The 25,746-nt window shown below is 39.2% G+C and carries 20 protein-coding genes and 2 pseudogenes; 16 read left to right on the forward strand and 6 right to left on the reverse strand.

Going from position 1 to position 25,746, the window contains the following annotated elements:
* The first annotated feature begins 44 nt into the window (after positions 1-44).
* The 5 genes and pseudogenes from fdhF to A6755_RS14575 all read left to right on the forward strand — a co-directional run bounded on the left by fdhF (position 45) and on the right by A6755_RS14575 (position 7,781).
* Positions 45-3,008 carry a formate dehydrogenase subunit alpha gene (fdhF, locus tag A6755_RS14555; protein ID WP_063591091.1) on the forward strand — a complete coding sequence of 988 codons (2,964 nt, stop codon included), beginning with the start codon at positions 45-47 and terminating at the stop codon, positions 3,006-3,008.
* Positions 3,001-3,522: pseudogene (locus tag A6755_RS14560) on the forward strand (helical membrane plugin domain-containing protein); the annotation flags it as partial. The gene fdhF and the pseudogene A6755_RS14560, both read left to right, overlap by 8 nt.
* A gap of 423 nt (positions 3,523-3,945) precedes the next feature.
* On the forward strand, positions 3,946-5,433 hold the full coding sequence (locus A6755_RS14565) for a spore germination protein (protein ID WP_063591093.1): 1,488 nt from the start codon (positions 3,946-3,948) through the stop codon (positions 5,431-5,433).
* 26 nt (positions 5,434-5,459) lie between these two features.
* On the forward strand, positions 5,460-6,650 hold the full coding sequence (locus A6755_RS14570) for a Ger(x)C family spore germination protein (protein ID WP_063591094.1): 1,191 nt from the start codon (positions 5,460-5,462) through the stop codon (positions 6,648-6,650).
* A gap of 24 nt (positions 6,651-6,674) precedes the next feature.
* Positions 6,675-7,781: a GerAB/ArcD/ProY family transporter gene (locus A6755_RS14575; RefSeq protein ID WP_084737763.1), complete on the forward strand. Its 1,107-nt coding sequence runs from the start codon at positions 6,675-6,677 to the stop codon at positions 7,779-7,781.
* Here A6755_RS14575 and A6755_RS28435 read toward each other — a convergent pair.
* A complete protein-coding gene (locus A6755_RS28435) occupies positions 7,776-7,994 on the reverse strand; it encodes a YczF family membrane protein (RefSeq protein ID WP_465264151.1) in 219 nt (72 codons plus the stop codon). The genes A6755_RS14575 and A6755_RS28435 overlap by 6 nt on opposite strands.
* A 193-nt stretch (positions 7,995-8,187) precedes the next feature.
* Between A6755_RS28435 and A6755_RS14580 the strand changes: the two genes are divergently transcribed.
* From A6755_RS14580 to A6755_RS14590, 3 genes are all read left to right on the forward strand, one after another.
* Positions 8,188-8,691 (forward strand): PCYCGC motif-containing (lipo)protein, encoded by a 504-nt coding sequence (locus A6755_RS14580; protein WP_170956451.1) that lies wholly within the window; start codon positions 8,188-8,190, stop codon positions 8,689-8,691.
* A 177-nt stretch (positions 8,692-8,868) separates the two neighbouring features.
* Complete coding sequence (gene uvsE, locus A6755_RS14585; RefSeq protein ID WP_063591096.1) at positions 8,869-9,840, forward strand: UV DNA damage repair endonuclease UvsE; 972 nt, start codon at positions 8,869-8,871, stop codon at positions 9,838-9,840.
* A 487-nt stretch (positions 9,841-10,327) separates the two neighbouring features.
* Complete coding sequence (locus A6755_RS14590; protein WP_194719377.1) at positions 10,328-10,900, forward strand: site-specific integrase; 573 nt, start codon at positions 10,328-10,330, stop codon at positions 10,898-10,900.
* Positions 10,901-11,456: 556 nt separating this feature from the next.
* Here the strand turns inward: A6755_RS14590 and A6755_RS14595 are convergent.
* Complete coding sequence (locus A6755_RS14595; protein WP_063591097.1) at positions 11,457-12,167, reverse strand: Dph6-related ATP pyrophosphatase; 711 nt, start codon at positions 12,165-12,167, stop codon at positions 11,457-11,459.
* A gap of 391 nt (positions 12,168-12,558) precedes the next feature.
* Here A6755_RS14595 and A6755_RS14600 point away from each other — a divergent pair, with 391 nt between their 5' ends.
* From A6755_RS14600 to A6755_RS14620, 5 genes are all read left to right on the forward strand, one after another.
* The gene (locus A6755_RS14600) at positions 12,559-13,233 is read left to right on the forward strand and encodes a GntR family transcriptional regulator (protein WP_063591098.1); all 675 of its coding nucleotides are present in this window, start codon (positions 12,559-12,561) and stop codon (positions 13,231-13,233) included.
* A gap of 14 nt (positions 13,234-13,247) precedes the next feature.
* On the forward strand, positions 13,248-14,465 hold the full coding sequence (gene lhgO, locus A6755_RS14605) for an L-2-hydroxyglutarate oxidase (protein WP_063591099.1): 1,218 nt from the start codon (positions 13,248-13,250) through the stop codon (positions 14,463-14,465).
* Positions 14,466-14,492: 27 nt separating this feature from the next.
* On the forward strand, positions 14,493-14,834 hold the full coding sequence (locus tag A6755_RS14610) for a DUF3870 domain-containing protein (protein ID WP_034306813.1): 342 nt from the start codon (positions 14,493-14,495) through the stop codon (positions 14,832-14,834).
* Between the two features lie 327 nt (positions 14,835-15,161).
* Positions 15,162-16,100, forward strand: a complete 939-nt coding sequence (gene glaH, locus A6755_RS14615; RefSeq protein ID WP_063591100.1) for a glutarate dioxygenase GlaH — start codon at positions 15,162-15,164, stop codon at positions 16,098-16,100.
* Positions 16,101-16,307: 207 nt separating this feature from the next.
* Positions 16,308-17,069 (forward strand): uracil-DNA glycosylase family protein, encoded by a 762-nt coding sequence (locus A6755_RS14620; RefSeq protein WP_063591101.1) that lies wholly within the window; start codon positions 16,308-16,310, stop codon positions 17,067-17,069.
* 320 nt (positions 17,070-17,389) lie between these two features.
* On the opposite strand, the pseudogene A6755_RS26705 reads toward A6755_RS14620, so the two are convergent.
* Positions 17,390-17,727: pseudogene (locus A6755_RS26705) on the reverse strand (transposase); the annotation flags it as partial.
* Between the two features lie 271 nt (positions 17,728-17,998).
* Positions 17,999-19,111 carry an NAD(P)/FAD-dependent oxidoreductase gene (locus A6755_RS14625; RefSeq protein WP_063591102.1) on the reverse strand — a complete coding sequence of 371 codons (1,113 nt, stop codon included), beginning with the start codon at positions 19,109-19,111 and terminating at the stop codon, positions 17,999-18,001.
* Positions 19,112-19,284: 173 nt separating this feature from the next.
* Here A6755_RS14625 and A6755_RS14630 point away from each other — a divergent pair, with 173 nt between their 5' ends.
* Complete coding sequence (locus A6755_RS14630; protein WP_063591103.1) at positions 19,285-19,878, forward strand: hypothetical protein; 594 nt, start codon at positions 19,285-19,287, stop codon at positions 19,876-19,878.
* Positions 19,879-20,319: 441 nt separating this feature from the next.
* A complete protein-coding gene (locus A6755_RS14635; RefSeq protein ID WP_034306804.1) occupies positions 20,320-21,258 on the forward strand; it encodes an MBL fold metallo-hydrolase in 939 nt (312 codons plus the stop codon).
* A gap of 202 nt (positions 21,259-21,460) precedes the next feature.
* On the opposite strand, the gene A6755_RS14640 is transcribed toward A6755_RS14635, so the two are convergent.
* The gene (locus tag A6755_RS14640) at positions 21,461-23,068 is read right to left on the reverse strand and encodes an FMN-binding glutamate synthase family protein (protein ID WP_063591104.1); all 1,608 of its coding nucleotides are present in this window, start codon (positions 23,066-23,068) and stop codon (positions 21,461-21,463) included.
* 141 nt (positions 23,069-23,209) lie between these two features.
* Positions 23,210-24,304, reverse strand: coding sequence for a CdaR family transcriptional regulator (locus A6755_RS14645; protein WP_063591105.1), 1,095 nt, complete (start codon positions 24,302-24,304; stop codon positions 23,210-23,212).
* A 293-nt stretch (positions 24,305-24,597) separates the two neighbouring features.
* On the opposite strand from A6755_RS14645, the gene A6755_RS14650 reads away from it, so the two are divergent.
* On the forward strand, positions 24,598-25,743 hold the full coding sequence (locus tag A6755_RS14650) for a glycerate kinase (protein ID WP_063591106.1): 1,146 nt from the start codon (positions 24,598-24,600) through the stop codon (positions 25,741-25,743).
* Positions 25,744-25,746 lie beyond the last annotated feature (3 nt).

Consider the following 25,746-nt stretch of genomic DNA (forward strand, 5'->3'; position numbering starts at 1 on the left):
CCAAATGATGAATTTTATCGTTTTTTAAGAGGGGAGCGATTATTTTGCCAGAGAAAGTGCATATAAAAATCAATGGTGCTGAGACCAGTCTGGAAGGTAATCAAACAATATTACAAATGCTGACGGATAGCTCCATTGAAGTCCCGAATGTTTGTTACCACCCTAGCCTAGGTCCTATCGAAACATGTGATACATGTTTAGTGAGCGTTAATGGGGAACTAGTTAGATCTTGTTCTACCAAGATCAAAGATGGGGATGTAATCGATACAGCCGGAGCAGAGGTAAAAGAAGCACAGGTCATGGCGATGGACAAGATATTATATAACCATGAGCTTTATTGTACGGTTTGCGATTATAATAATGGCACTTGTGAAATACACAATACCGTAAAGGAAATGAGGGTAAATCATCAAAGTGTTCCTTTTGATCAAAAACCCTATGAAGTGGATCGGACGAATCCATTCTATCGATATGACCCAGATCAATGCATCCTTTGCGGCCGTTGTGTTGAAGCTTGTCAAGATGTACAGGTCACTGAAACATTGACTATTGATTGGGGAGCAAAACGTCCGCGTGTCATTTGGGATGATAATGTTCCGATCAATGAATCTTCATGTGTGTCATGTGGGCACTGTTCCACAGTTTGCCCGTGTAATGCAATGATGGAAAAAGGGATGGAGGGTGAAGCCGGATTTTTAACTGGCATCGCTAAACAAACTCTTCGACCTATGATAGAAATTACGAAAAATGTTGAAACGGGTTATGGCTCGATTTTAGCGATTTCAGATATGGAATCCGCCATGAGGGATGCAAGGATCAAGAAGACAAAAACGGTTTGTACATATTGTGGTGTAGGATGCAGCTTTGACGTTTGGACCAAAGACCGTAAAATCCTTAAGATCGAACCGCAAGTGGAGGCACCTGCAAATGGAATTTCGACTTGCGTTAAAGGGAAATTCGGATGGGATTTCGTGAATAGTGAAGAAAGACTAACAAAACCTTTAATTAGAGAAGGGGATGCGTTCAGAGAGGGTGAATGGGAAGAAGCCCTTGAATTGATTTCCCGTAAATTCACCGACATCAAGGATTCTCACGGTCCGGATTCGATGGCTTTCATAACGTCTTCCAAATGCACCAATGAAGAGTCCTATTTAATGCAAAAGCTGGCTAGGGGCATCATCGGCACGAATAATGTTGATAACTGTTCCCGGTATTGTCAGACACCGGCTACTTTGGGACTATTCAGAACGGTTGGATATGGTGGAGATACAGGGGGCATAAAGGATATCGAAAATTCCGAACTTGTATTGATCATAGGCTCCAATACATCCGAATCACATCCCGTGTTGGCTACAAGAATCAAGCGTTCCCATAAACTGGGGAAACAGAAGCTGATAGTCGCAGACATCAGAAAGCATGAAATGGCTGACCGTTCCGACCTCTTCATCCAGCCTGCTCCAGGATCGGATATGATATGGCTATCGGCCGTCACTAAATATATCGTCGATAAAGGTTGGACAGATAAAGACTTCATTAAAAATCGTGTAAATGGGATGGGGGAATATATCAAGACTTTAGAACCCTACACAATGGATTATGCGGAAAAAGTAACAGGCGTAGCTAAGGAAGATTTAATTACGTTGGCAAAAGCCATTCATGAAGCGGGAAGCGTTGCAGCGCTTTGGGCAATGGGCGTTACCCAGCATGGCGGAGGAAGTGATACGAGTACTGCAATTTCCAATTTATTGCTCATAACGGGCAACTACGGTAAACCTGGAACAGGCACTTACCCTTTACGCGGACATAATAATGTACAAGGAGCCAGTGATTTTGGCAGTATGCCGGATCGCTTGCCAGGTTATGAAAAAGTAACGGATGAAAAGGTACGCGCGAAATATGAAAACATCTGGGCTACAAAAATTCCTGAAAACCCTGGCCTTAATAATCATGAAATGGTCGAAGGGATTCATTCAGGTACCATTAAAGCCATGTACTTAAAAGGCGAAGATATGGGGCTGGTCGATTCAAATATCAATCATGTCCATGAAGCTTTTGAAAAACTGGACTTCTTTGTGGTACAAGATATCTTCCTATCAAGAACGGCTGAATTCGCGGATGTCGTCCTTCCAGCAAGCCCAAGCTTTGAAAAAGAAGGTACCTTCACGAATACCGAACGCCGTATACAACGCCTGTATCAAGTCTTTGAACCGCTTGGCGACTCAAAGCCTGATTGGCAAATCATTATGAATGTGGCGAATTCGTTTGGAGCGGAGTGGGATTATCGGCATCCAAGTGACATCATGGAAGAAGCAGCTAGATTATCGCCTTTATATGCTGGAGTAAGTTACGAACGATTGGAAGGTTATAAAAGTCTTCAATGGCCAGTTGCTTCAGATGGTAAAGATACTCCATTGTTATTCACGGAAGCTTTTCCGTTTCCCGATGGAAAAGCGAGGTTATTTCCAGTCGAATGGACCAAACCGATTGACTTTGGGGATGAGTTTGATATCCATGTAAATAATGGCCGCTTATTGGAACATTTCCATGAAGGAAACATGACATATAAATCAAAAGGCATCAGTTCCAAAACGCCAAAAGTCTTCCTTGAGGTATCCCGGGAATTGGCAAAAGATAGAGGGCTTGAGGATGGCAGCCTTGTTCGGCTCACTTCACCGTATGGACATGCAAAAGTGGAATGTGTGATTACGGATCGTGTAAAAGGTAAAGAAGTTTATCTACCGATGAACGATTCAGGTGACGGGGCCATCAACCAATTGACAAGCAGCCATTCTGATAAAGATACTGATACTCCCGCCTATAAGGAAGTTCAAGCAAAAATGGAAGTTCTTAGGGTCAAAGGAGACAATCCATTGCCTAGCATCAACCATCGTCATGGGAATCCGCAACCGCAAAAGGGTGTACAAGTACAAAAAAAATGGGCCCGCGAAGATTATATATTCCCTGGTGACCTCTTGAAGATCAAAAAGGAGGAGAGGAACCGTGGCTAAAGCGACAAAAGTGATCAATCGAATCAGCATTAGTGATGAAGAAAGAAGAAGGATTGAACTCGAGGATATCGAGCGAACCCTATTGGCAAATAAAGAAGTGATTAAAGAAACGTTTGAAGTCATGAAGGGCATGCAGGATCGTGGGATATTATCGATGGTTAACAGCTTGTTGAAGGAAGGGGATAAAGTGCTGAACATTCTTGTCAAGACAGCGGACACCCCAGAAACGGCAAATACGCTGAAAAATCTGCTTCTCATACTTGGCACATTAGGGACACTTAATGTTCAGCAGCTTGAACCGCTAATCCTCAAAGTCAACTCAGGGATTGCCCGTGTGGCCGAAGCTGATAAAACGCCAGAAAAGCCAAGTTATTTAGCGTTACTGCGTTCCTTGAATGACCAAGAAGTCAAACAAGCCATGACCTTCCTTATGACTTTTATTAAAGGAATGGGAGAAGATACAAGCGATTTGGAAAGAACCACCCAATTACCGGAGAATCAGCATTTGCATAAAACGAATGATACAGCGGAAATAAAACGGCCCGCCTCAAGAAAATCATACGGATCAAGTATTCCCAGTAAAAGCGGAAGCGATAAAAAACGAAACACCGGTTGGTTTTGGATTGCAGCTGGAGTTTCACTCGTAACGATTCCACTAACCTTGGCTAAAAGTAAGAAATAAAGTGCATTGCTCGTTTATCCTATTGAAACGGATGTAGAATCGTCTGCGAAATTGATTTTGTTGTGAGTAATGGTGAATAATCCCCAGTTAAATATTTAAGCCGATGATCCCCATAAGGGCATCGGCTTTTTTCATTGAACGTGCTATCAAAATTTTTCTCGACATCCTTTTATTACATATATTTATCTTAGATACAAATAATAAAAGCAATCATTAGTGAAACGAATACACACTTAATTAGTAAGGGGCGGAAAAGTGAGAATAGGACGTTCTCTAAAAAGAGCTAAAGAAAAACCTACAACCGATGGCACCTTATTATGTGAGGTGAGTGAAAATGTAAAGAGATTGATGAAAGAGCTCGGGCATAGTTCAGATTTGTCCGTTCGAATGATTGAATCTCCACACCAAAAATCGGTAAAGGCAGCTGTAATCCACCTTGACGGATTGGCTGATGGTAACATTATAAACGAAAACATCGTGAATCCATTAATACAATGGTTTAAAGAAAATAATCAAACATTGACAGAGATGGAGGAACGGGCAAGCCATATTTTAACGGTATCTCAAGTAACCGTTAAAGAAAGTTGGCAGGAATTTCTATCAGCGGTTTTGACAGGAGATACGGTTGTATTATTGAATGGCAGTACAAAAGCATTCATCGCCAGTACGAAAAGTCAGCCATCCCGTGCCATAACCGAGCCGACAAGTCAAACGGTCATTAGAGGACCAAAAGATAGTTTTACTGAAAATTTAAGAACCAATACGTCTTTAATTCGTGCTAGAATTCAAAATCCTGATGTACGCTTAGAAAGCTTGAAAGTCGGAAGTGTCACACAAACGGATATTGGAATCATGTACATTCAGGGGATTGCGGATGAGAGTATTGTGGAGGAAGTCAAAGAACGAGTAAAGGGCATTGATATTGATGGAGTTCTTGAATCGAATTACATTGAGGAATTGATCCGGGATGATTCAGCGACGATTTTCCCCCTTCTTTTGAATACGGAACGTCCTGATGCGGTAGTTGGGAATTTGTTGGAAGGCCGAGTCGCCATCATTATCCAAGGAACTCCATTTGTTTTAATCGTCCCGGCTATTTTTTCACAATTTTTTCAATCTCCGGAGGACTATTATCAAAATCAATATATCAGTTCTTTTTTAAGGATGTTAAGATTCGGGGCCTTTTTTCTTTCGATGTATGCATCCGCTGTCTATTTGGCACTGGTTACTCATCACCAAGGGCTTATCCCAACAACTTTACTCGTCAGTCTAATGGGCCAAAGGGAAAATGTCCCTTTTCCAGCGGTTGTCGAAATACTGGTAATGGAAATGGCCTTTGAGATTTTGCGTGAGGCAGGAATTCGGATGCCAAGAGCGATCGGGCCGGCTGTATCCATAGTAGGAGCACTCATTTTAGGTCAGGCAGCTGTTGAAGCGGGATTTGTGGGAGCCGCAGTGGTCATCATTGTAGCCATATCTGCAATCAGCAGTTTTACACTGCCAAATACCAGTCTAGTCAATGTGACTCGCGGAATTCGATTTATGTTGATTTTTATTTCAGCATTCATTGGCTTATATGGCATATTGCTTTTCACTCTATGTATCTGGCTTCATATGAGCAGCCTGAGGTCTATTGGTGTACCCTATTTTACCCCATTTGCCCCATTTCGTTTAAAGGAGCAAAGAGGTGTTTTTTTTCGTTTCCCGCTACCATCACTATTGAAAAAATCATCAAGAAAATAAAAATGGCTAATTACGGGGGACGAAAAATGAAAATGAATATTTCACTAGTATGGATGGCAGCCATTTGCTTACTGATTTCAGGTTGTTCTAATTACAGGGAATTAAACGAGCTAGGTGTCATAATAGCGATGGGAGTTGACCAAAATGACGATCCAAAACAACCTTACCAAGTAACATACCAAGTCATAAATCCTAGCGGCCTATCCCAAACCAGCACATCAGGAGGCCAAAGCCTCGCTGTCATCAACTATACGATAACAGGAAAAACAATTTTGGAAACTCTTGGAAAATCAGCTTCGGTTATTCCGAGGGAAAATAACACAACACATCTCTCGCTCATTATTATTGGTGAGAAGTTAGCTCGAAATAATCTTGATTTAGTCTTTGATGGTCTCGATAGAGGTAAATATTCACGAGGAAGTATCCCGATCTTTATTGCGCGAGGGAAGACTGCTAAGGATGTACTTGGGGTAATTGAACCACTTGAGACTACTCTAGGTAAAAATATTATCAGTACAACACAAAATAATCAAAAGTTGTATGGATCATCTAGTGAGGTGTTAGCTTATGAAATCATTTCTTCACTTTTGAGTGAAGGTAAAGAGGCATCACTTCCGGGAATCAGTATAAGCAATGATTCCCAGAAGGGGAAGCAAACAGAAAATTTAGAGACGACGAACCCGACTACTATTAAGGTTAAGGGATTAGCCATTTTCAGAAAAGGAAAATTGGTGAGATGGTTGGATGGAGAAACGGCCCGAGCCGCTCAATTCGTTACTTCGAAAGTGAAAAATACCCCCGTTGTGTTACCTTGTGAAAGGGGCAATGTGACAATCAACACAATCGGTGTAAAAAGTAAAATGTTAACCGCAATCCATCATGAAGAACCTGTCATACATACTGATATCAACGTGATGGGAGAACTGTTGGAAACATCATGTGAGATTAATTTAAGCGATCCCAGAGTGTTGAAAAAATTCGAAAAAAAAATGGAAAATGTATTAAAAAAGCAAATTAAAAGGACGATTAGCATCACTCAAAAAGAAAAGTCAGATATTTTTGGTTTTGGTGATGCCCTGTCTCGAACAAATCCCGTTTATTGGCGCCAAAACAAAAAAAATTGGGATAACCTATATTCAGATGCGCAGGTATCATTGAAAGTTCATGTAGACATTATCAATTCCGGATTGCGAATGGAACCTTATGAGTCGAAATAAAAGAATGAGGAGATGAAGGAGGCATTGCCTAAAATAAAAATTGATGGATTTCAGTTATTTTGCATGATGGTCATTTTTATGTTTGGTAGTAATTTACTGCTTGATATAGGAAAAAGCGCCAAGCAGGACGTCTGGATTGTGAATCTCTTATCAACCCTTATTGGGTGTTTACTGTATTTCATGTATACTTCATTATTTAAAAAATACCCTGACTTACCGATGACCGGCTATCTCCGAAAAATTTGGGGTAAATATATCGGTGGTGCATTCAGTTTTTGTTATATCATCTATTTTATTTATCTGGCTTCAAGAGTGTTACGAGATTTTGAAGAATTATTAATTAGCTCTACTTATAGGCGTACTTCCTTAATAACGCTGGGGATATGCATGATACTTGTTTTAATATATGGAGTTCACCTAGGGGTGGAAGCATTTGCACGTGTTGCATGCTTATGCTTTGCCATTATTATCATAAGCCTTTTGATTTTGAACATTATGTTTGTATTGGGAGGATATACAAGATTGGAGAATCTTCAGCCTGTATTAGGCAACGGATGGGGATTGGTATGGAAAGAGTTGATTCCTACAGGTATCACTGTACCTTTCGGAGAATTGATTACGTTTACGATGATCCTTCCGTATTTGAATAAAAAGAGTTCTGCTGTTAAAGTGGGCCTTTTTGCGATAATTATAGGTGGGGTTTCATTAACTCTTAATTCGATCCTTCTCTTGTCTGTATTAGGTCCCGAGGCGGTATTAAGGTCTAATTTCCCAGCTCTTACAGCCGTGAGTTATATTAATATCGCTGATTTTTTTGAAAGACTGGATACCTTTATTCTTGTTTTAATGATCATTTTAGGCTTCATTAAAATTTCGATTTTCTTCTTTTGTGCCATTATTGGCGCAGCAGACTTATTTCAAATGAAACCTTCTCCTATGTTCATTTATCTTGTTGGCGGTGTTATTTTCATATCTTCGATTATGATTGCCCCTAGTTATCAGGCACATATAAATGAAGGGTTAAAAGTCGTCCCTTACCTTTTGCATCTACCTTTCCTCATAGGAATCCCCATTCTTTTATTGCTTACCGTATATATAAAACAAAAATTAAAACCGGCGGCAGTATCATGAAGATGGAGGCTGCCGGTTTTTTTTTACTGAGAATACGTTCAAAATAAGAAAGATTATAGTGAATGTAATGAGTAGAAAGTAATCTTCTCCACGAGCTACTATCAAATATTGTTTGATACTATAGAAAGAGTGGAATATACTCAAGCCCTGTAATTTATCAAGGAGTATAATAAGTAAATATGTGCCTAACAAAATTAAGAATGATGGCAGCATTCTCACGACAAGATCACCTCGCTCTTTCTTCTTAAAGTGTGGTTTATACTCTATAAATATGCATTAAGTCGTACCGGAAAGCCATTATAGTATGCTTGACATTATAAATCCTAATAATTAAGGAAACTTATGCTTGTAGAAACAGCTTACGTGCCATAAAATGGGAGTATTAAAAGGAGCAAGGAGTGTAAAAATGAATCTGAAATTAATGACGGTCACTATGGGAATCTGTTTTTCGATAATACTTTCAGGTTGTTCAAGTGAAGAGGAAAGTGTTGTACAAAAAGAAAGCGGCCATGAAGGACATTCAGAGCATACGGTATCCGGAGATCTTCAGGAGGAGACCAGCAGTAAGGAAATAGCACCGGATTTCTTAGCTGAAAAACCGGAGGATATGAAGACAATCTATTTAGCTGTTGCACAAAATAAAGATCTACTAGAAAAAATACCTTGTTATTGCGGTTGCGGAGAGTCAGCTAACCATAAAAATAATTATGATTGCTTTATCCATGAGAATAAAAAAAATGGGGAAGTGGTTTGGGATGACCACGGGACAAGATGCGGAGTTTGCTTGGAAATTGCTGCGCAATCCATATTGGACTTGAATGATGGCATGAGCGTCAAAGAAATCCGGAATAAAGTCGATGAAAAATATAAAAGTGGGTATGCCAAACCAACTCCTACCCCTGAAGTGTAAGTGAAGTATGAAATTCTAGACTGAAATGATAACTTGGAAAAATGGCTTTGGCCCGATATTCTTTCGGAAAAAGGCCATTTTTTTAATTTCTTGGAGCGGTGGATTTTTCACAAATATATTATTTGTCAAAAAGGGGAATACTTCCATTAAACATTCAACCGTAAAGGAGCCATCACCTTGACATTAATTCGCCTTGGTTATGTAGCCATGAGTAATCATGTGCCAAACTGTTCGCCATCCCAAACAATGACTTATACTCAGTTTTCGAAGATTAAGGACAGAGACGCAGCAATAAGGAAGCTCGAACGCCTTTCAATATCCAATCTTCATAATTGCTGGCGTTTACTGATTCATAACGAAGCCAATAATATTCAGTTCTTTAGGCTTTCTTCAAAACTTATCCCTTTAGCCAATCATCCGGAAATTCCAGAATGGGATTACATAGAAGCTATTTCAGAAGAACTGGCTAAATTAAAAACATTCATAAAGAATCACCCCAAAATAAGGGTAGATTTTCATCCAGATCATTTTGTCATCTTGAATAGTTCAAATATCGATATTCTGAAGACATCCTTAAAAACATTAAGGATGCATTATACATTATTAAAAAAAATGGGAATGGATCCCGAACATCGCTGTGTTTTACATGTTGGCGGGGGGTACGGTGAGCATGTACAGGCATTAGAGCAGTTTATCCATAATTGGGGTTTAATTCCGGAATCGATTCAAAGAATGGTCATTCTTGAGAATGATGATACTACCTTTACTTTGTCGGAAACCCTTTATTTATGTGAAAAATTGGGAATACCAATGGTTTTTGATTATCACCATCACCTCGCACATCATTTACCAAATGAAGATTGGAAAGATCATTGGGACCGAATATTGACTACCTGGAGTAATTCCAAACTACACCCTAAAATGCATATTTCAAGTCCAAGGTCCGATAAAGAATTTCGAGCACATGCTGACTTTGTGGATACTGGGATGTTCATGGAATTTTTGCAACAAATAAAGGGAAGCTTACCACATCTCGATTGCATGATTGAAGCAAAACAAAAGGATGGAGCGCTTTTCCAGTTGATGGAGGAGCTGAAAAGTCACAAAGACATAGAAATCATTGATGATGCCAGTTTTTATATTCATTAATGGATTGGGGGATATTTGACAAAGGGAAGTAAATTGAATTCTCTTTGTTAAATTTAAAATGAAGAAATGTTTAAAACAAAAGTTTACATAATCATATTATAGTAAATTGAATGAATTGCTAAATAAATGGAAAATTGATTGGGTTATAGGTAAGGTATACATTATTTTAAAAAAATATTAAAAAAGCCAAAAAAACGAGCTCCATATTTGGCTTTTAAAGCTATTGTTTTAATTCATTGGAGTCATAAGTCAAGAACCGATTAAAGGCGCTCTATGAAGCTATAAGCCGGTTAAAGGAGGGTAGTAGATTACAAGCTCTTTTTTGGTTGATTTTGCAAGAATATTCCGAATGTAACAAAGGACCTCTATTGATACATTCGAAATCCCGTTAAATCAAGGTTTATAAGCGTATCAAAATTTATAAAACTTGCCTTTTTTTAAGCTGTTCACGTACAATGAAAGAAGGAGAAAGGGGAATGAGCCGTTCATGCAAGCAACCTCTCAAAGAATTAAAAATGTTCAGCCGATACGCAGGTTGGATCACATAGAAAAGATGAAAAAATCACTATTAAAATATTGCAGCTACAGGGATTATATGATGTTTTCAATCGGGATAAACATCGGATTACGTATAGGTGATCTTTTACAATTGCGAGTGAAAGACATCCTTGAGGGTACGCATATAGTCATTGTGGAGCAAAAAACAGATAAAATTAAGCGGTTCCTTGTCAATCCTCAGCTTCGTAAAGAAGTTAGGAAGTATGTCCGCAAATCGAACCTGAAAAATGAACAGTATTTATTTCCAAGTCGAAAAGGTAATGGTCCAATCACCAGGGTGCAGGCCTATCGAGTTCTGAACAAAGCGGCTGAAATGGCAGACATTCCGGATGTCGGTACACATACCCTCCGAAAAACCTTCGGCTATTTGCATTACCAAAAATTCAAGGATATCGCTTTACTGCAGCAAATCCTTAATCATTCCAATCCCAAAGATACGATGATTTACATAGGACTTACACAGGACTTAATGGACGAAACATTAATGGATTTCTATTATTAATTGAACGGACGAAGACAACTCCTGTATTTTTCATTCTTTTTATATGGATAACACAGTCCTTAAATAGAGCATTATTATAGAGAAACATTATTTCGTTATATCTGAAAGGGGAGATAAAACCGGCATCATTGGTGCGGAGAGGTGAAAGGGGTTTCGGAGGGGGATAACCTCCTTATACTAAGAAAATGGCCTTCACTGAGGATTTTTGAAAAATATAAGAGTTTTGTTAGGGCAACAGTTTTAAATCAACCGAATGACTTTTCAAAATAGACTAGAATATTTAGTCTTTTTTTCGATGTCACCAGTACTGATTTTTATCGCTTAATTTCTTATATAAAAGTCTGTTGTTCTCCTATTTAACAAATAATGAATCAGAAAGTTATCAGTAATGAATGATTGCCGCAAGTTAAGTTACTATAATTTTATTATGTTAACTAAAATAATTCTATCCTATTGTTAAAGGACTCCTCAGATGAACTGCACCTCAATCTAAAGAAAATCACATAATTGGGGTGCAGTATATAGCTGTTGCCAGGAATATTGATAATAAGTTCGGTTATAAGGTACTCTCATTCGTCATCTTATCTAGCTCCAAAGGTAAAAAAGCATACTCCCCGTCTTTAATAATCTCACATTTACGAACTGAAATTGGCTGTTTAAAAATGGGCCCATTTATTACTGTTGTATGAAACTCCCCACCTTCTCCGCAGGGGTCAATGCCGCGAGCTTCAAGTTCCTTCACGTATTCATGGGTTAATGTTCGTCCTAAATCATCCTCTCGCATTCCCAATGATAAATTAACGGTTACAATGATCGTAACGAATCCTAGATTCATGAACTCTTCGACAGCTTCACGATGGTTCATTTCCCATAAAGGCATTCCAAGCTTCAATCCGGCATTCTTCGTAACCTTTTCATGCCAACAGCCATGGGCAGGCATATCCAGGTCTCCAGTTACCAACACTTCTGCTCCTTGATTCTTTGCATCTGCTAAAAGGCGCATAAATACCTTTTCATATTCAGTCCAACTGGCAGCCGCAGTATATACAGGCAAACCTATTGATTCAGCTTGGGCTTTTAAGAGTTCCGGAGGCATTCCATGGGATCTGGAACGTTTTCCTTCCTCCTCCAGCATGACAATCAGTCCTACAGATTCTCCAACCTTCAATGCCTTATATAAGGCTAAGACACTATCCTTTCCTCCGCTAAAAGATGCTATGAATTTATGCCCGTGAGCACTATTTTTCCAATCGATTAATTCTGCCATGCAATTTACCCCTTTATTCTAATGACTTTTACCAATTTCAAATTTTGTACTTCATAACTATATTTGTTTGATTTTAACACGCTTGGAGCCTGCAGATAAGATATTAATGTATCTTGATACAAAAAGACTTGATTTGAGTGGAATTTCGTCCCAAAAAAACTTCTCTTTACTGAACTGAGCAATATAAGATGATTATTTTAAATACCTAGTGTATAGCTACATATAAATGAAGGCCATAAATTATCTTTATATGAGAGAAGTAGATGTTTACCTAGTATTGTATCCAGTGTTTTTTAAATTGGATACAATTTATTTAATTTTCTGTATTGTAATCGCTTCATTAAGTTGATATAGTTTAAATTGTATCCAATATCGAAAGGTGGACGCTGGATTGGATAATGCTAATTCTAAAAGAGATAAATCTACAATCGTAAAAAATGTTACGAAAAGTCTTAGGAAGGCGATTTTGAATGGGACGTTGAAAAAGGGGGAGCGACTCATCCAAGAGGAGTGGGCAGATCGCCTGGAAGTAAGCAGAATGCCCATTCGTGAAGCCCTTACACAACTTCAAATGGAGGGGTTGGTGGAAATGGTTCCTCATAAAGGAGCAATCGTCACACCGATTACCCGGGATGATATTGAAGAAATTTATCATACCAGGTCTCTGCTTGAAGGCCTTGCTGTAGAAAAGTCGCTTCCTTATTTAACAAAGGAGGATAAAGAAAAATTAAAGGGAATTTTGATTGAAATGGAAGGGATTCAGTTATCTGATGAAACCAATGAACATTATATCCTTTTGAATGCGGCTTTTCATGAAACCCTCCGAAAAGGGTGCCCATGGCCAAGAGTTCAAAAAATGGTAGAAACGTTGGGTATCTCACCCATTGCGCCGAATTTGCTGATTGATTATTACCCAGAAACGCAACGGGAACACCGGATGATATTTGAAGCGGCACTAAGAGGGGATCCTGCAGAACTAAGGGCAGCAGTAGAATTTCACATCTTACGGACTAAGAACAATTTAATTACGTATATGGAGTTGCTGAATACTAAAAATCATCAATAAAAGGAGTGTTAATTGTGTATGATTTCGCAATTGTTGGCGGGGGAATTGTAGGTTTATCAACGGGAATGGCCCTTTATCAGCGGTTTCCTAATGCTAAAGTGGTAGTCATTGAAAAGGAGGCTGTTGTTGCAGATCATCAAACGGGGCATAACAGCGGCGTCATCCATTCAGGAATTTATTATAAACCAGGCAGTTTCAAGGCACGGTTTGCCCGTCAAGGAAGCAAATCAATGACGGAATTCTGTAGGATGCATGGAATTGATCATGATATTTGCGGCAAGGTCATTGTTGCAACAAAACCAGAAGAGTTGCCCCTTCTAGATGATTTATTTTCACGCGGTTTACAAAATGAGCTAGCTATCCAAAGAATCGGTGTGGAAGAGTTAAAGGAAATTGAACCGCATGTCAATGGACTTGGAGCGATTCGCGTCCCGCAAGCTGGCATCGTCAATTATCGTCAGGTAAGTGAAAAGATGGCGGATATCATCCGAGGCAACGGCGGTGAAATCAAGCTGAATACAAAGGTGGAGAAGATTGACGAGGATTCTGATGAAGTCATCATCGCTACGAACAACGGGACAATAAAAGCAAGGATAGTCATTAATTGCGCTGGATTGCACAGTGACCGTATCGCATCAGCCGCAGGGTATAAAACTGATATGAAAATTGTCCCGTTTCGCGGTGAATATTTTAAATTGAAGCCCGAAAAGCGCTTTCTTGTCAATCATTTAATTTATCCGGTACCTAACCCTAAGTTTCCATTTCTAGGAGTTCATTTCACACGGATGATTAGCGGCGAAGTAGATGCTGGCCCAAATGCTGTACTTAGTTTCAAACGTGAAGGTTATAAAAAAACTGACTTCAATGCGAAGGATTTAACTGAAGTTTTAAGCTATAAAGGTTTTTGGAAACTGGCCAGTAAATTCATGAAGGAAGGGATGGATGAATATGTCCGTTCTTTTAGTAAAAAGCAATTTACGAAAAGTCTGCAGGAATTGATTCCGGAAATTCAAGAAGATGATTTAATCCCTGCACCTGCCGGAGTCCGGGCACAGGCGTTACAGGATGATGGTAATATGGTGGATGATTTTCATATTATAATGGGGAAACGGACCATTCATGTTTGTAATGCACCGTCACCTGCAGCAACAGCCTCCATTGAAATTGGAAAAGAGGTTGTTACCCGCATTCCGGAACAAACACACTTATTGGAAGCTGTATTGACAAAATAATATTCGTTAAAGAGAGGAAGAGACCTCATGTTCAATGGTAAAACAATTTTTATTGCAGGTCACGCACGTTTACCCCAAGGGATGGCGGCGAAAAGTGTCTTTGAAACATTGACCATCACTGCAGAAGTCGATGCTAAATATGGTGTTATCCTGGAGGCTTCTTGTACACTGGCAACAGAGCATGGACGGGAATTTATAGGGCGTTTATTAAAAGGGATCAGTTTAAATGATGGTGTTGATGAAGCGATAGAATCGATTACATCTTATTATCGGGGGAAAGCGGCTAATGCATTGATTGCTGCCTTGAAGGACCTGGATCTCCATTTTCAGCAAATTAAAGCGGCAGAAAAAACGAAACTACCAAGTTAGTAAAATGATTTATCAGAATAATTTGTAAAATATGTTGACATTTTTACGGAAAAACGTTTTAATGTAATTAAGCCAATATTATGACATTAACACCTTTTGGAAAATACCTTTTCAGAATCGTGTAAAGATCTTAATGATTGGAAACAGGAAAAATAAACCATACATAAACTGCATATTCGCTGTGACTCTATTTGCATAGAGCAGTGAAGTGAATATAAGCCAGTTGTACAGTTGGATTCCCATTTTATTTGGGGTCATGTGCGACTGGCTTTTTATATTTCCTGTTAACCTTGTCACCTATATTACAAATAACAGGAGGAATCATTCATGAACATTGCAGAAAAAAAGAGAGCGAAGTTTGAAAGGAAAACAGAAAAATACGAGGTGAAAGTTCACCCTCAATCCAGCCGTTTATATCATATTGAAATTTCAAAAGAGGCGATTGCTGCTTTTTTAGAAACGGTATCCAAGGATAATCAGTCTGTTCAACATCTGGAATATACGCCATATGCACGACTCATCATTGCTTCATATCTTTTGGATCAAGTAGGGGAAGACTTTGGTGAATTGCTTCGTAACATCGTTCATGATCGGGAATCCGGCGGCTTCACCCTTGGCTTGGAGGGTGTCACGGAGAATACAGATGAATATGTCATTTTTGCAACGGCGATTTCATACTTGCTGGGAACTCCAAACCATGATTCCATGTCAGGGAAATATTATGCCCGCTTCAGTGTTCAAGACACGGATAGCAGTGATTCATATTTACGTCAGGCTTATCGTTTATTTACACTTCATACGGATGGCACCTTTGTAGATGAACCAACGGACTGGTTACTAATGATGAAGATGATCGAACAAAATGCACGCGGTGGCGAATCTCGTTTATTGCATTTAGACGATTGGAAAGAGCTTGATCTGTATGTGAATCATCCATTATCCAGCCACAAATTCACGTATAAAGCTCCAAAAAGTAAGAACGTTAACCAGGAAATTGAAAGATTGACCTTCTTCAATCATAATAACCAACCTGGTGTATGTTTTATCGATCAATTTGTTTATCCTGAATCAATCGAACAAGCCAAATACTTGCGCGATTTATCCAATTCATTGGAAAGTGATGAAAGTGTACTTGAACTTGAACTGCCTGTTGGAGATTTAGTTGTTGTCAACAACATATTCTGGCTTCACGGCCGCGCTGCATTTGAAAAGGATCCGAACCTGAATCGTGAATTACTTCGCCAACGCGGAAGATTCAATCAATAGTTTCAATTTGTAAACCCAAACATTTTTTTCATCCCCAAATACCATTTTAAAGATAAATTCTTTTCAATCCAAGGGTTGGAAAGCAATTTATCTTTTTTTTGAGAGTTTTCCAACAAGATTCATAATGCCCCTATGTCGGTGGCAAATCTGAATTTCTGATATACTGAATTGGCCAAAATAAATAAAGGGAAGAAGGGGTAGTAATTTATGGGGATCGCTAATTTTTCTAAGTTTACGCAATTTAAGGAATTAATTAAAGCTTTACCTGCTGTCTATACAGATGAAATGATAAAGAGTGAGCAATTTTTGCTTGAAAGAGAAGAAAAGAAAAAACTCGAAATATATTATGCTCCTTTCGAATATATAAATGAACGGGCCAAAGTGGTGATTGTCGGAATCACTCCTGGTTTACATCAAATGAAAAAATCTTATTCTACCGTAATTAATGCAAGAGGGCACCTGCATGGTGACGAAGAGATCCTGCACGAAGTAAAAAAAAATTCCAGTTTTGAAGGAACGATGAGAAAAAATTTAGTTAAAATGTTGGATGAGCTTGGATTACACACATACTTAAACATTTCGTCCACACTGGATCTTTTTGACGAAGCGAGTCACCTCGTTCATACTACCTCAGTTTTAACCTACCCAGTTTTTTATAACGGAAAAAACTATAGTGGAACAACTCCAAACATTTTAAAGACCGAGTTGCTTGAAAAAAATATAATGGAAGGCTTTGCTACCGAAATAGGTAACATTGAACATCCGCTTATTATTCCTTTAGGCGTTAATGTTACCAAGGTCTTAAACTATTTAGCGGGTCAAGATTATTTGGATGCCAATAACATACTTCTAGGATTTCCCCATCCATCTGGAGGAAATGGTCATCGTCATAAGCAATTTGCAGCAAATAAAGAGCAAATGAAAATGATGTTACAGCACTATTTTTCAAAGGAAATGACCGTGGGTTAAAAAGGAGTGCTGTATGCTCATTGAATCTTTTGTAGGTATAAAAGGATGGGAAACAGTTGATTATTGAATTCTATAATTCATCTATTTGTGTTAAAAGTAAAATTAACTATTTACTACTGATATTATGGTGATTATAATAAGAACGAATGTTCTTAATTATAGGAGGCATTAACATGGATGAATTAGAGGAATTTTTAAAAACACTCACTATTGAAGAGTTAAAAGTTATTTATGAAGAAGTAAGTGAACCTGATATTAATAAATAGATGAAATAAATTGTTGAAATGGAAGATTCTTATTTTTACATTTCAAAGAACAGCATGATTTTTCCCGAACGTGGAGTAGGAGGTGCTTCATCATGAAAACCATAGCCTAAGAACCAACGGTAATCCTTATTTGTTTCCGCTTCTTCAATCGTTTTTCGCATGGAACGAATACCAAAGGTATATTGAAATGAATGTCAGTTTAACTAAAATAACTGAATCAATACTTAGGCGTCCTACCTCTGAATACATATATTTCACCAAGTCATAAATGCAAGTGAAGTCAATGGAAGCCTCCATTTACGAACCAAATGGTTCGGTGGCACCAGTTGAACTAAATCTAAAGTAATCATTTCAAGTTGATTGCGCTGAATAGAATCATGTTTAGAAGGCATCTTCATCACCTCAAGTTTTAATACTTCTATATTAAAACAAAAATGACTCTAGGCAAAAGTGTTCTATCTAAAAGTTAAAGCAACGTCCAAATTGTAAAAGCCATAAAAAATAGACAAACTCGATTTTCATCGAGTTTGTCTACAGTCTGAATCAAGGACCCATTAAAGGTCCTTGATCCTTTTTATGAAAAGGACCATTTGAAAAAAACGGAACTGATCATTTTCTGATCAGTTGAGTTCATACAGCAAGTTAATTTAAGGGAAGCTAAATTTATAGCGCACCTCTTACATCATAATTTTCAATTTCGATTTCAATTTCTCTGTCAAGTGCGAGGTTTGCCAATAGTGAGCCTATATATGGGCCCATTGTTAAACCTGAAGCTCCAAGACCATTGGCTACGATTATGCCTCCCCAGCCAGGTAAAGGTCCCATGACGGGAAGGAATCCCGGCGTGAATGGACGGAATCCGACCCTTGCTTCAACAAACGTACTGTCTGTCAAACCGGGGGCGGTTTGCAAGGCTTTGTTGAAAACTTCCTGCAGCCCACCTGCGGTCATTCGGTTATCGAAAACTTCCGTATTTTCATGAGTCGCCCCCGCGACGATTTTATTATGATCAAAAGCCAAAAGATATTGATCACTCGGAGGCATGACTACAGGCCAGTTATTTGTATTTTCATTTGCCATTTCCAGATGAATGATTTGAGCCTTTTGGAAAGTGACATGAAAATTCACGCCCAGTGGTTTCAGTAATTCCGGTGCCCAAGCGCCAGCACAAACAATCACTTTATCAGCAGGAATGAATTCATCTCTAAGTGTTACACCTGACACTTGAGTACCGTTATATGTAAGTTTAGCTTCGCCATACATAAGTTTTGCACCATATTTTTGTGAAGCCCTCAATAAGGAATCACGTAGTGCGCGTCCATCGACCCGCGCTGCACCACTCACATGAACGGCTGCATATTCGCTGGAAAGAGGCGGGAATAAGGCACGTGTTTCCTCTGCGGAAAGTAAGGTGATCGCCCCCATCTCCGGTGCATCTTCTTGCCGTTTTGCCGCCCGGTTCTTCATGGCATTCAGTTTAGCTTCATCTGTATGCAGACTTATGGCACCGACCTGGGCATACCCAGTCTCGGTTTCACCGTCCCGTTCAAGTTCTTCAATTAAACCCGGGTAAAAGGCCGCACCATTTTTGGCAAGAAGATACCAAGCTTGGTTGCGCCTTTGCGATATCCACGGGCAAACGATTCCTGCAGCTGCAGATGTTGCCTGACCGACATCTTGGCGGTCAATAATGATCACTTCAACCCCATTTTTAGCCAATTGATAGGCAGTGGAAGCTCCCAAAATTCCTGCACCAACTACAATGATTTTTTGCATGATTCAACATCTCATTTCTTTCATATGTATAAACGCTTACCACTACTATATCGAAGACCAGAAATGATTGCCACATCTGATATTGTAATTTCTTTCACAAAGTTATTTTATCTATACTGAATATGCTATGATTGAAATTGTGAAAGCTTGAAAAGACACTAGGAGGACATATCATGCTAAAAAAACAAATGGAATCATACATATCAAAATCCGTAATCGAAAACAAGATTGAGTTATTTAAAGAAGAAAAGGACTATGTAGAAAAGCATAAATTACTCGCCGAGGATATCATTATAGCGGAAAAAGAAAATGCATCGCGTTTTACGGATGCTTATATGGAGCGCAGTAATAAAGAGAGCGAAGAATTAATCTCTGAAGAGAACTCTGCATTTTTATCACAACCGATTGAGTATTTGAAAAAAAACAAAGATGAATTCCTTTACTTTGAATCACGATGGTTCGAATTAATCGGTGTTGAGGCACTTTCGTTAGAAGTCGATGATGTTTTCGGTACATATAACGCGATGTTCGGATTGAAATTCCAGAAAAAAATGGGAGATGTTTTAAAAACGTATTTAACCAAGGAACTCCAAGAAGGAATTGGGTCGTTCAGTTTAATGTTTAACCAGGGCGAAGGGCTATGGGATGTGAATTTTGCCTTGGATAACATTAAAGGGTTCCAAGAAGGCATGTCATTGGAAGAAGCTTTTCATTTAATTTATCATTTTATTTTCAACCTTGTTCAAACGATCGAGGATGATATGTAAAACGAGGTGCCGTAAAAGGTAAGACAAAGTTGATTGGAGCGGGTGTACGAGACCCCTGCTTAGAAAAGCGCGTCTTGGGAAGAACCCGCAGGCGATAGCCGAGGGCCGACCGCCCGCGGAAAGCGAGTGCCCTACGTTCCAATCAACCTCTAAATTGTACAAGCCATAAAAATAGATAAACTCGATTTTTCATCGAGTTTGTCTACAGTCTGCCGCCATTAATTTTAATGGCGGTTTTTTAAATTTTCATGGATTAACCATTGCCCCTAGGCTATGGCTTCTGGATTTTAATCGATTGGCTTTGGATATGATTAAAGGAAACTGAGAAAAATCGTCGAATTGATTAAATGATATACATTATTTAATAAACTTAAATGTTTTGTTTTAGCAATTTCGATGTTTTTCATGTAAATGCAGTTAAATCGGAAGGGGAAGTTATACTTGCTGAATGAATTGAAAGTTACTCAAATTACCATTCCATTGCCTTTTAGATTGGACCATGTCCATTGTTTCCTAGCGGAAGGTGAAAAAGGATGGACTATAATTGATGCGGGATTAAATAACAAAACGACCAGGGATTTATGGAACCCAATTATCGAAAAACACGATATTGCCGATATTATCATCACACATTATCACCCAGATCATTTCGGGTATGCAGGGACCTTACAACAATTGACCTGTGCGAATGTATGGATGACAGAAGTGGATGAGCAAGCGGGAACTACGTATTGGGAAGCCGATTCGCTAAATCTGCTTAAAGAAAATTACAATGCGTGTGGTATGGAAGAAGATGTCGCCGTGGCCTTATCCAGTGACGAAAGCGGATTCATGCCCCAAGTAAAACCCTATCCTACCGTAAATCATCATCTTGAAGAAGGAATGAAGCTGCATTTTGGCAAATATGAGTATGAAGTGCTTTTCACTCCGGGACATTCTGACGGCCTGATTTCCTTATATAATAAGGAAAATAGCGTCCTGTTCTCGACAGATCATATATTGCCCAAGATATCTCCAAATATATCTTATTGGTTTAAAGGTTTCAGCAACCCATTGGAAGAGTTTTTTAATTCTTTGAAAAAAATACAAAAGCTTGACGTTGAATATGTCATCCCTTCTCATGGGAAACCGTTTCAAAATGCCAATAAAAGAATTGTTGAATTGTTGGATCACCACCAGGACCGGCTGCATGTAATTCATGAAAACATGAAAGAGGCGATTTCTGTAAAAAGTGCTTGCCAGATCTTATTTGGAAATCTGTCCATTCACGAAACAAGATTTGCTGTAGGTGAAACATTGGCACACCTAGAATACCTTCTTTTGAATGACCAATGCAGAAAGTTTAAACGTGATGGCAAATGGTATTATCAATCCATCTGAAATTTTTACCAAACTATAGTAAATTCATCTAAAGCCGCTAATTACTCCATCTTATGTTTATTATCGCTATGGAAAGCTGGCGGGTAAGGGAAATGGAGAAAGGGATACTCGAATACATGCCTGATACAATTGGCAGCCTATAACGGATTCATTGATCGAAAAAGAAAAGACCATCGCCCATCATACTTGGGCGGTGGTCTTTTCATTGCCTGGACCCTATTTGTCCATTAACTTCTTTCATAATATCTTCAAGAGATGTGACAATTCCTTTATCGTCCTTATAGCTAATGTGCTTAGGCTGAAAATGGAGAGGCGATTCTAAACCAGCTGCGGCTGAGATCCGAAATAATCCTTTTCTAAGGGTTACAAGAAAGTTAACCACACGGTATTTCTTTTCATCGATGACAAGTGCTTTTTGCAATTCCGGATCAGTGGTGGCTACCCCGACAGGACAAGCATTGGAATGGCATTTCATCGTCTGTATACATCCTATCGCAATCATGAAACCCCGGGCTATGTTAACAAGGTCTGCTCCCATGGCCAGGGCTATCGCAATTCTATCAGGCGTGAACAATTTTCCGGAGGCGATGATTTTAACCCGATTGCGGACACCGTATTTTTCCAGTGTCGATACTAAAATCGGTAAAGCGGATTTTATCGGCAATCCTACGCTATCGATCAATTCCTGATAAGAAGCACCCGTGCCGCCTTCACCGCCATCCAATGAAATGAAATCCGGACCTTTCCCGGTTTCTTTCATGTAGCTAGCAAGCTCTTCAACACTGTCAGTGCCGCCGATGACCATTTTGATGCCGACCGGGATTCCAGTATGTTCCCTTATTTTTTCGATAAAATCGCACATGGATTTTACGTCATTGTATTGATGAAACCGATTCGGACTATCAATCGCTTTGTACGGAACGACCTTACGGATTTCAGCGATTTCCGGATTCACTTTTTCAGCATCGATATGTCCTCCGCGAGTTTTGGCCCCTTGAGCCAATTTGATTTCAAATGCTTTGATTTCAGGTATTTCACTTTTTCTTTTTAACTCATCCCAATCCATTTCGCCGGTACTATCCCGAACCCCAAACATGGCTGGACCGATTTGCATGATTATATCGACACCGCCAATTAAATGATAAGGAGATAGTCCGCCTTCACCTGTATTCATCCAGGTACCTTTTGCTGCAGCCAATCCCTCAGAAAGCGCAGTGATTGCGTTCTTTCCCAAAGAGCCATAACTCATGGCTGACATGCCGATAAGGCCTTTTAGCCGAAAAGGATTCTTAGTGTTTGGGCCAATGATTACGGCATCTTCATCATCCAATAAGAATGCAGAGGATACTTCATCTTCCCATTTTTCTTCTCGTTGTGAGAAAAGCGGGTCTTTCAATAGAATGTACCTTTTCGTCGTCACTTTAGTTTCACGATCATATTTTTCTTCTTCGGCCAATTTTGGGAACATGCTATTTTTAACAAAGAAGCCTTCCTCATCAAAATCCCGTTTTGAGCCAAAACCTATGACATCCCGTAAATATTTTGAACTTTTCACCATATGTTCATAGTCATCACGGGAAAAGGGTTTTCCTTCGTTATCACTGTTAAACCAATATTGCCGCATCTCAGGTCCGATTTTTTCCAGAAAGTATCGTATTCTCCCGAGCACGGGGTAATTTCTTAAAATTGCATGATGCTTCTGCATGCGATCAAAGAAAATCATATAAAGTATTAGTAAGACCAAAACGATGATAATGATGAAAACAACGGTAAATCCAAGGATAATTAAAAGATTTGCGATGCCACTCATTCAATCCCTCCTGATATGCAAAAAAATCATGTATTTTTAATCTACTCGGTAATTCGATCAATTATACAGAATTCCAATGCAAGGCTTTAATAGGGATGGAACGAAAATAATTTAAATAGGCAATATTGTTCTCAATTTCTTTCAACTTCTCCTTTTCGATTGGCTTACCCAAATGGCTAACTGTAAAGTTATGGCATCCTGCAGCACCTGTGGATTATATCCGGTAATGTCCTTGATTTTTTTCAATCGGTATATAAGGGAATTACGATGGATAAACATTCTTTTGGCACATTCCCCGATATTTAGGTTACTTTGGAAAAATTGTTGCAGAGTCTCAATCAACTTTTCGGATAAGCTGCCTAAAATTCTTTCCTGAAATTGCTGTTTCGTCCGCTCATCTATCCTTTCCAACAGGGCTTTTGTTTCCACATCAGTATATCTAGATAAAGCTTGTTTGGCTTCACCCAGTAAAAGTGCTGTTTCAGCTTCGCGGAAAGAGTGGACGATGGATGATTCCTTATCCACGATAGAGCCCAAACCGATTCGTATAACGAAGTCTTTTGCTTTTAATTGTTTGATGGCTGAATCCAGTCTTTTGTCAATGTTATTTCCGCTTAGCGCCATAGTGAGAATGAAAACCCGATTCACACTCAAGAACCCAACAAGGGCATACTGGGAACCAAAAACAGTTTCAGTCATCTGAATCAGCTCATTCTTATTTAACGGATTTAATTTCATTTCCATTACCCCCACTTGATAGGGAGGTTCTAATTTCATTCCAATCAGTTCAAGTCTCTGATCAATCGAATGCTGATTGATATCTTCCTTTAATAAGTCTTCAAATACCAATTCTTTCAAGTGTTGTTTCCATTCGAGTTGTTCCGCTATAAAAGCTTGATGAAGCATCATTTCCGTTATCATTTTCACCAATTCGCCGAATTCCAAAAGTTCAGTCGGATCTCCGGTGATCCCGATGACGCCTATAATTACATTTTGAAAATTAATCGGCAAATTAATTCCAGGAAGGACACCTACCCATTGATGACGATCATTTTCGGGAATGATTAACGGCTTTCCCGTTTTCAGTACTTCCATTGCTCCTAAATGCAATTGGTCGATGCGTTCATGATTTCCGGAAGCGATGATGATTCCTTTATCATCCATAATATTAATGTTTCTGTTAAGTCTATTGGTGGTTTGTTTGACAATTTCCATTGCAATTTCTTGGGTCAGCATTCAAGTCATCCTTTTAGAGTTTTTTTATTTGCTAACAGAATGGTGATCATATTTTAAGCAAACAAGCTATGATTTTTCATGTAAAGAGGGATCGTCGAAAGTTTAAGCCTTTAGCTATCTTATACTTTAGGAAAATAGGAAAATAACAGAAAAGACAAATTATTTTTTCTGTATAGTATAACCAAAAAAATCCAATATGTCATACTTATTTTCGTTTAGAATGAACGATGATTAAAATATTTCCGAAGATTATAATTAATTGATATAAAAATATATTCAAAGGGGAACTGAGCATGAAAATTGTTATTGCACCAGATTCCTATAAAGGAAGTTTATCAGCAACAGAAGCTTCAAAAGCTATTGAGCGAGGAATCAGGAAGGCACTGCCGGATGCGTACACAATATTGGTTCCTGCGGCGGATGGCGGGGAAGGCACGATGGATAGTCTTGTAGCAGCTACAAATGGTCGAAAAGTTGAAGTGACCGTTAAAGGACCTTTACTTGAAGATGTTCAGGCAGCATATGCAATCTTGGGCGATCAAAAAACTTGTGTAATTGAAATGGCTAGTGCATCTGGTCTTTGCCTTGTCGATTCAGCTGAGTTGAACCCATTGATCACTACTTCATACGGGACAGGGGAGCTTATTCAAAAGGCATTGAATGATGGCTGTCGAAAGTTCATTTTAGCGATTGGCGGAAGCGCTACCAACGATGGCGGAGTCGGTATGCTCCAGGCTTTGGGAATGAAGGTGTTTGATGAAGAAGGTAAAACTCTTGGATACGGAGGTGCCGAATTATCACGGATATCAAACATTAATACGGAGGATTTTGATTCCAGAATAGCGGATTCTGAATTTTTGATTGCCTCGGATGTCCAAAATCCGTTAGTCGGTCCTGATGGGGCATCAAGGGTATTCGGACCTCAAAAAGGGGCGACTCCTGACATGGTTGAAATGCTTGATAAGGCTTTATCATCATGGGCTGATTTGGTGGAAATCAAAACAGGCATACACTTGCATGATAAAGCAGGTGCTGGTGCTGCAGGAGGAATTGGAGGTGCATTTCAAGCCTTTTTCCGTGCAGAAACAAAAAGGGGCATCGATATTGTCATGGAGTATACGAAACTGGGTGAAAAAATGTCCGGTGCCGATTGTGTCTTTACCGGTGAGGGCCAAATCGATTACCAGACTGCTTCAGGCAAAACACCCATGGGAGTTGCACAAGAAGCCAAAAAGCATGGTATTCCGGTATTTGTTTTGGCTGGATCGATCGGAACAGGTATTGAAGTTTTATATGACCACGGAATAACGAGTGTTCATAGTTTGGTGAACGCTCCCATGCCTTTAAAGGAAGCAATGGAAAGAGGAGCTGAATTGTTGGAAGTTTCAGCCGAGCAAGTAATGCGGGCTTTTTTGGCAGCGATCAAAAATAGGGGGTAATCT

This window comes from Peribacillus frigoritolerans, assembly GCF_001636405.1.
GTDB classification, from domain to species: Bacteria; Bacillota; Bacilli; order Bacillales; family DSM-1321; genus Peribacillus; species Peribacillus frigoritolerans.

Excerpts from the sequence above, each read along its gene's own strand:
- A6755_RS14570 (WP_063591094.1), top strand. The coding sequence starts at position 5,460 with ATGAAAATGAATATTTCACTAGTATGGATGGCAGCCATTTGCTTACTG.
- A6755_RS28435 (WP_465264151.1), bottom strand. The coding sequence starts at position 7,994 with ATGCTGCCATCATTCTTAATTTTGTTAGGCACATATTTACTTATTATA.
- A6755_RS14580 (WP_170956451.1), top strand. The coding sequence starts at position 8,188 with ATGAATCTGAAATTAATGACGGTCACTATGGGAATCTGTTTTTCGATA.
- A6755_RS14590 (WP_194719377.1), top strand. The coding sequence starts at position 10,328 with ATGCAAGCAACCTCTCAAAGAATTAAAAATGTTCAGCCGATACGCAGG.
- A6755_RS14595 (WP_063591097.1), bottom strand. The coding sequence starts at position 12,167 with ATGGCAGAATTAATCGATTGGAAAAATAGTGCTCACGGGCATAAATTC.
- A6755_RS14610 (WP_034306813.1), top strand. The coding sequence starts at position 14,493 with ATGTTCAATGGTAAAACAATTTTTATTGCAGGTCACGCACGTTTACCC.
- glaH (WP_063591100.1), top strand. The coding sequence starts at position 15,162 with ATGAACATTGCAGAAAAAAAGAGAGCGAAGTTTGAAAGGAAAACAGAA.
- A6755_RS14620 (WP_063591101.1), top strand. The coding sequence starts at position 16,308 with ATGGGGATCGCTAATTTTTCTAAGTTTACGCAATTTAAGGAATTAATT.
- A6755_RS14625 (WP_063591102.1), bottom strand. The coding sequence starts at position 19,111 with ATGCAAAAAATCATTGTAGTTGGTGCAGGAATTTTGGGAGCTTCCACT.
- A6755_RS14630 (WP_063591103.1), top strand. The coding sequence starts at position 19,285 with ATGCTAAAAAAACAAATGGAATCATACATATCAAAATCCGTAATCGAA.
- A6755_RS14640 (WP_063591104.1), bottom strand. The coding sequence starts at position 23,068 with ATGAGTGGCATCGCAAATCTTTTAATTATCCTTGGATTTACCGTTGTT.
- A6755_RS14645 (WP_063591105.1), bottom strand. The coding sequence starts at position 24,304 with ATGCTGACCCAAGAAATTGCAATGGAAATTGTCAAACAAACCACCAAT.
- A6755_RS14650 (WP_063591106.1), top strand. The coding sequence starts at position 24,598 with ATGAAAATTGTTATTGCACCAGATTCCTATAAAGGAAGTTTATCAGCA.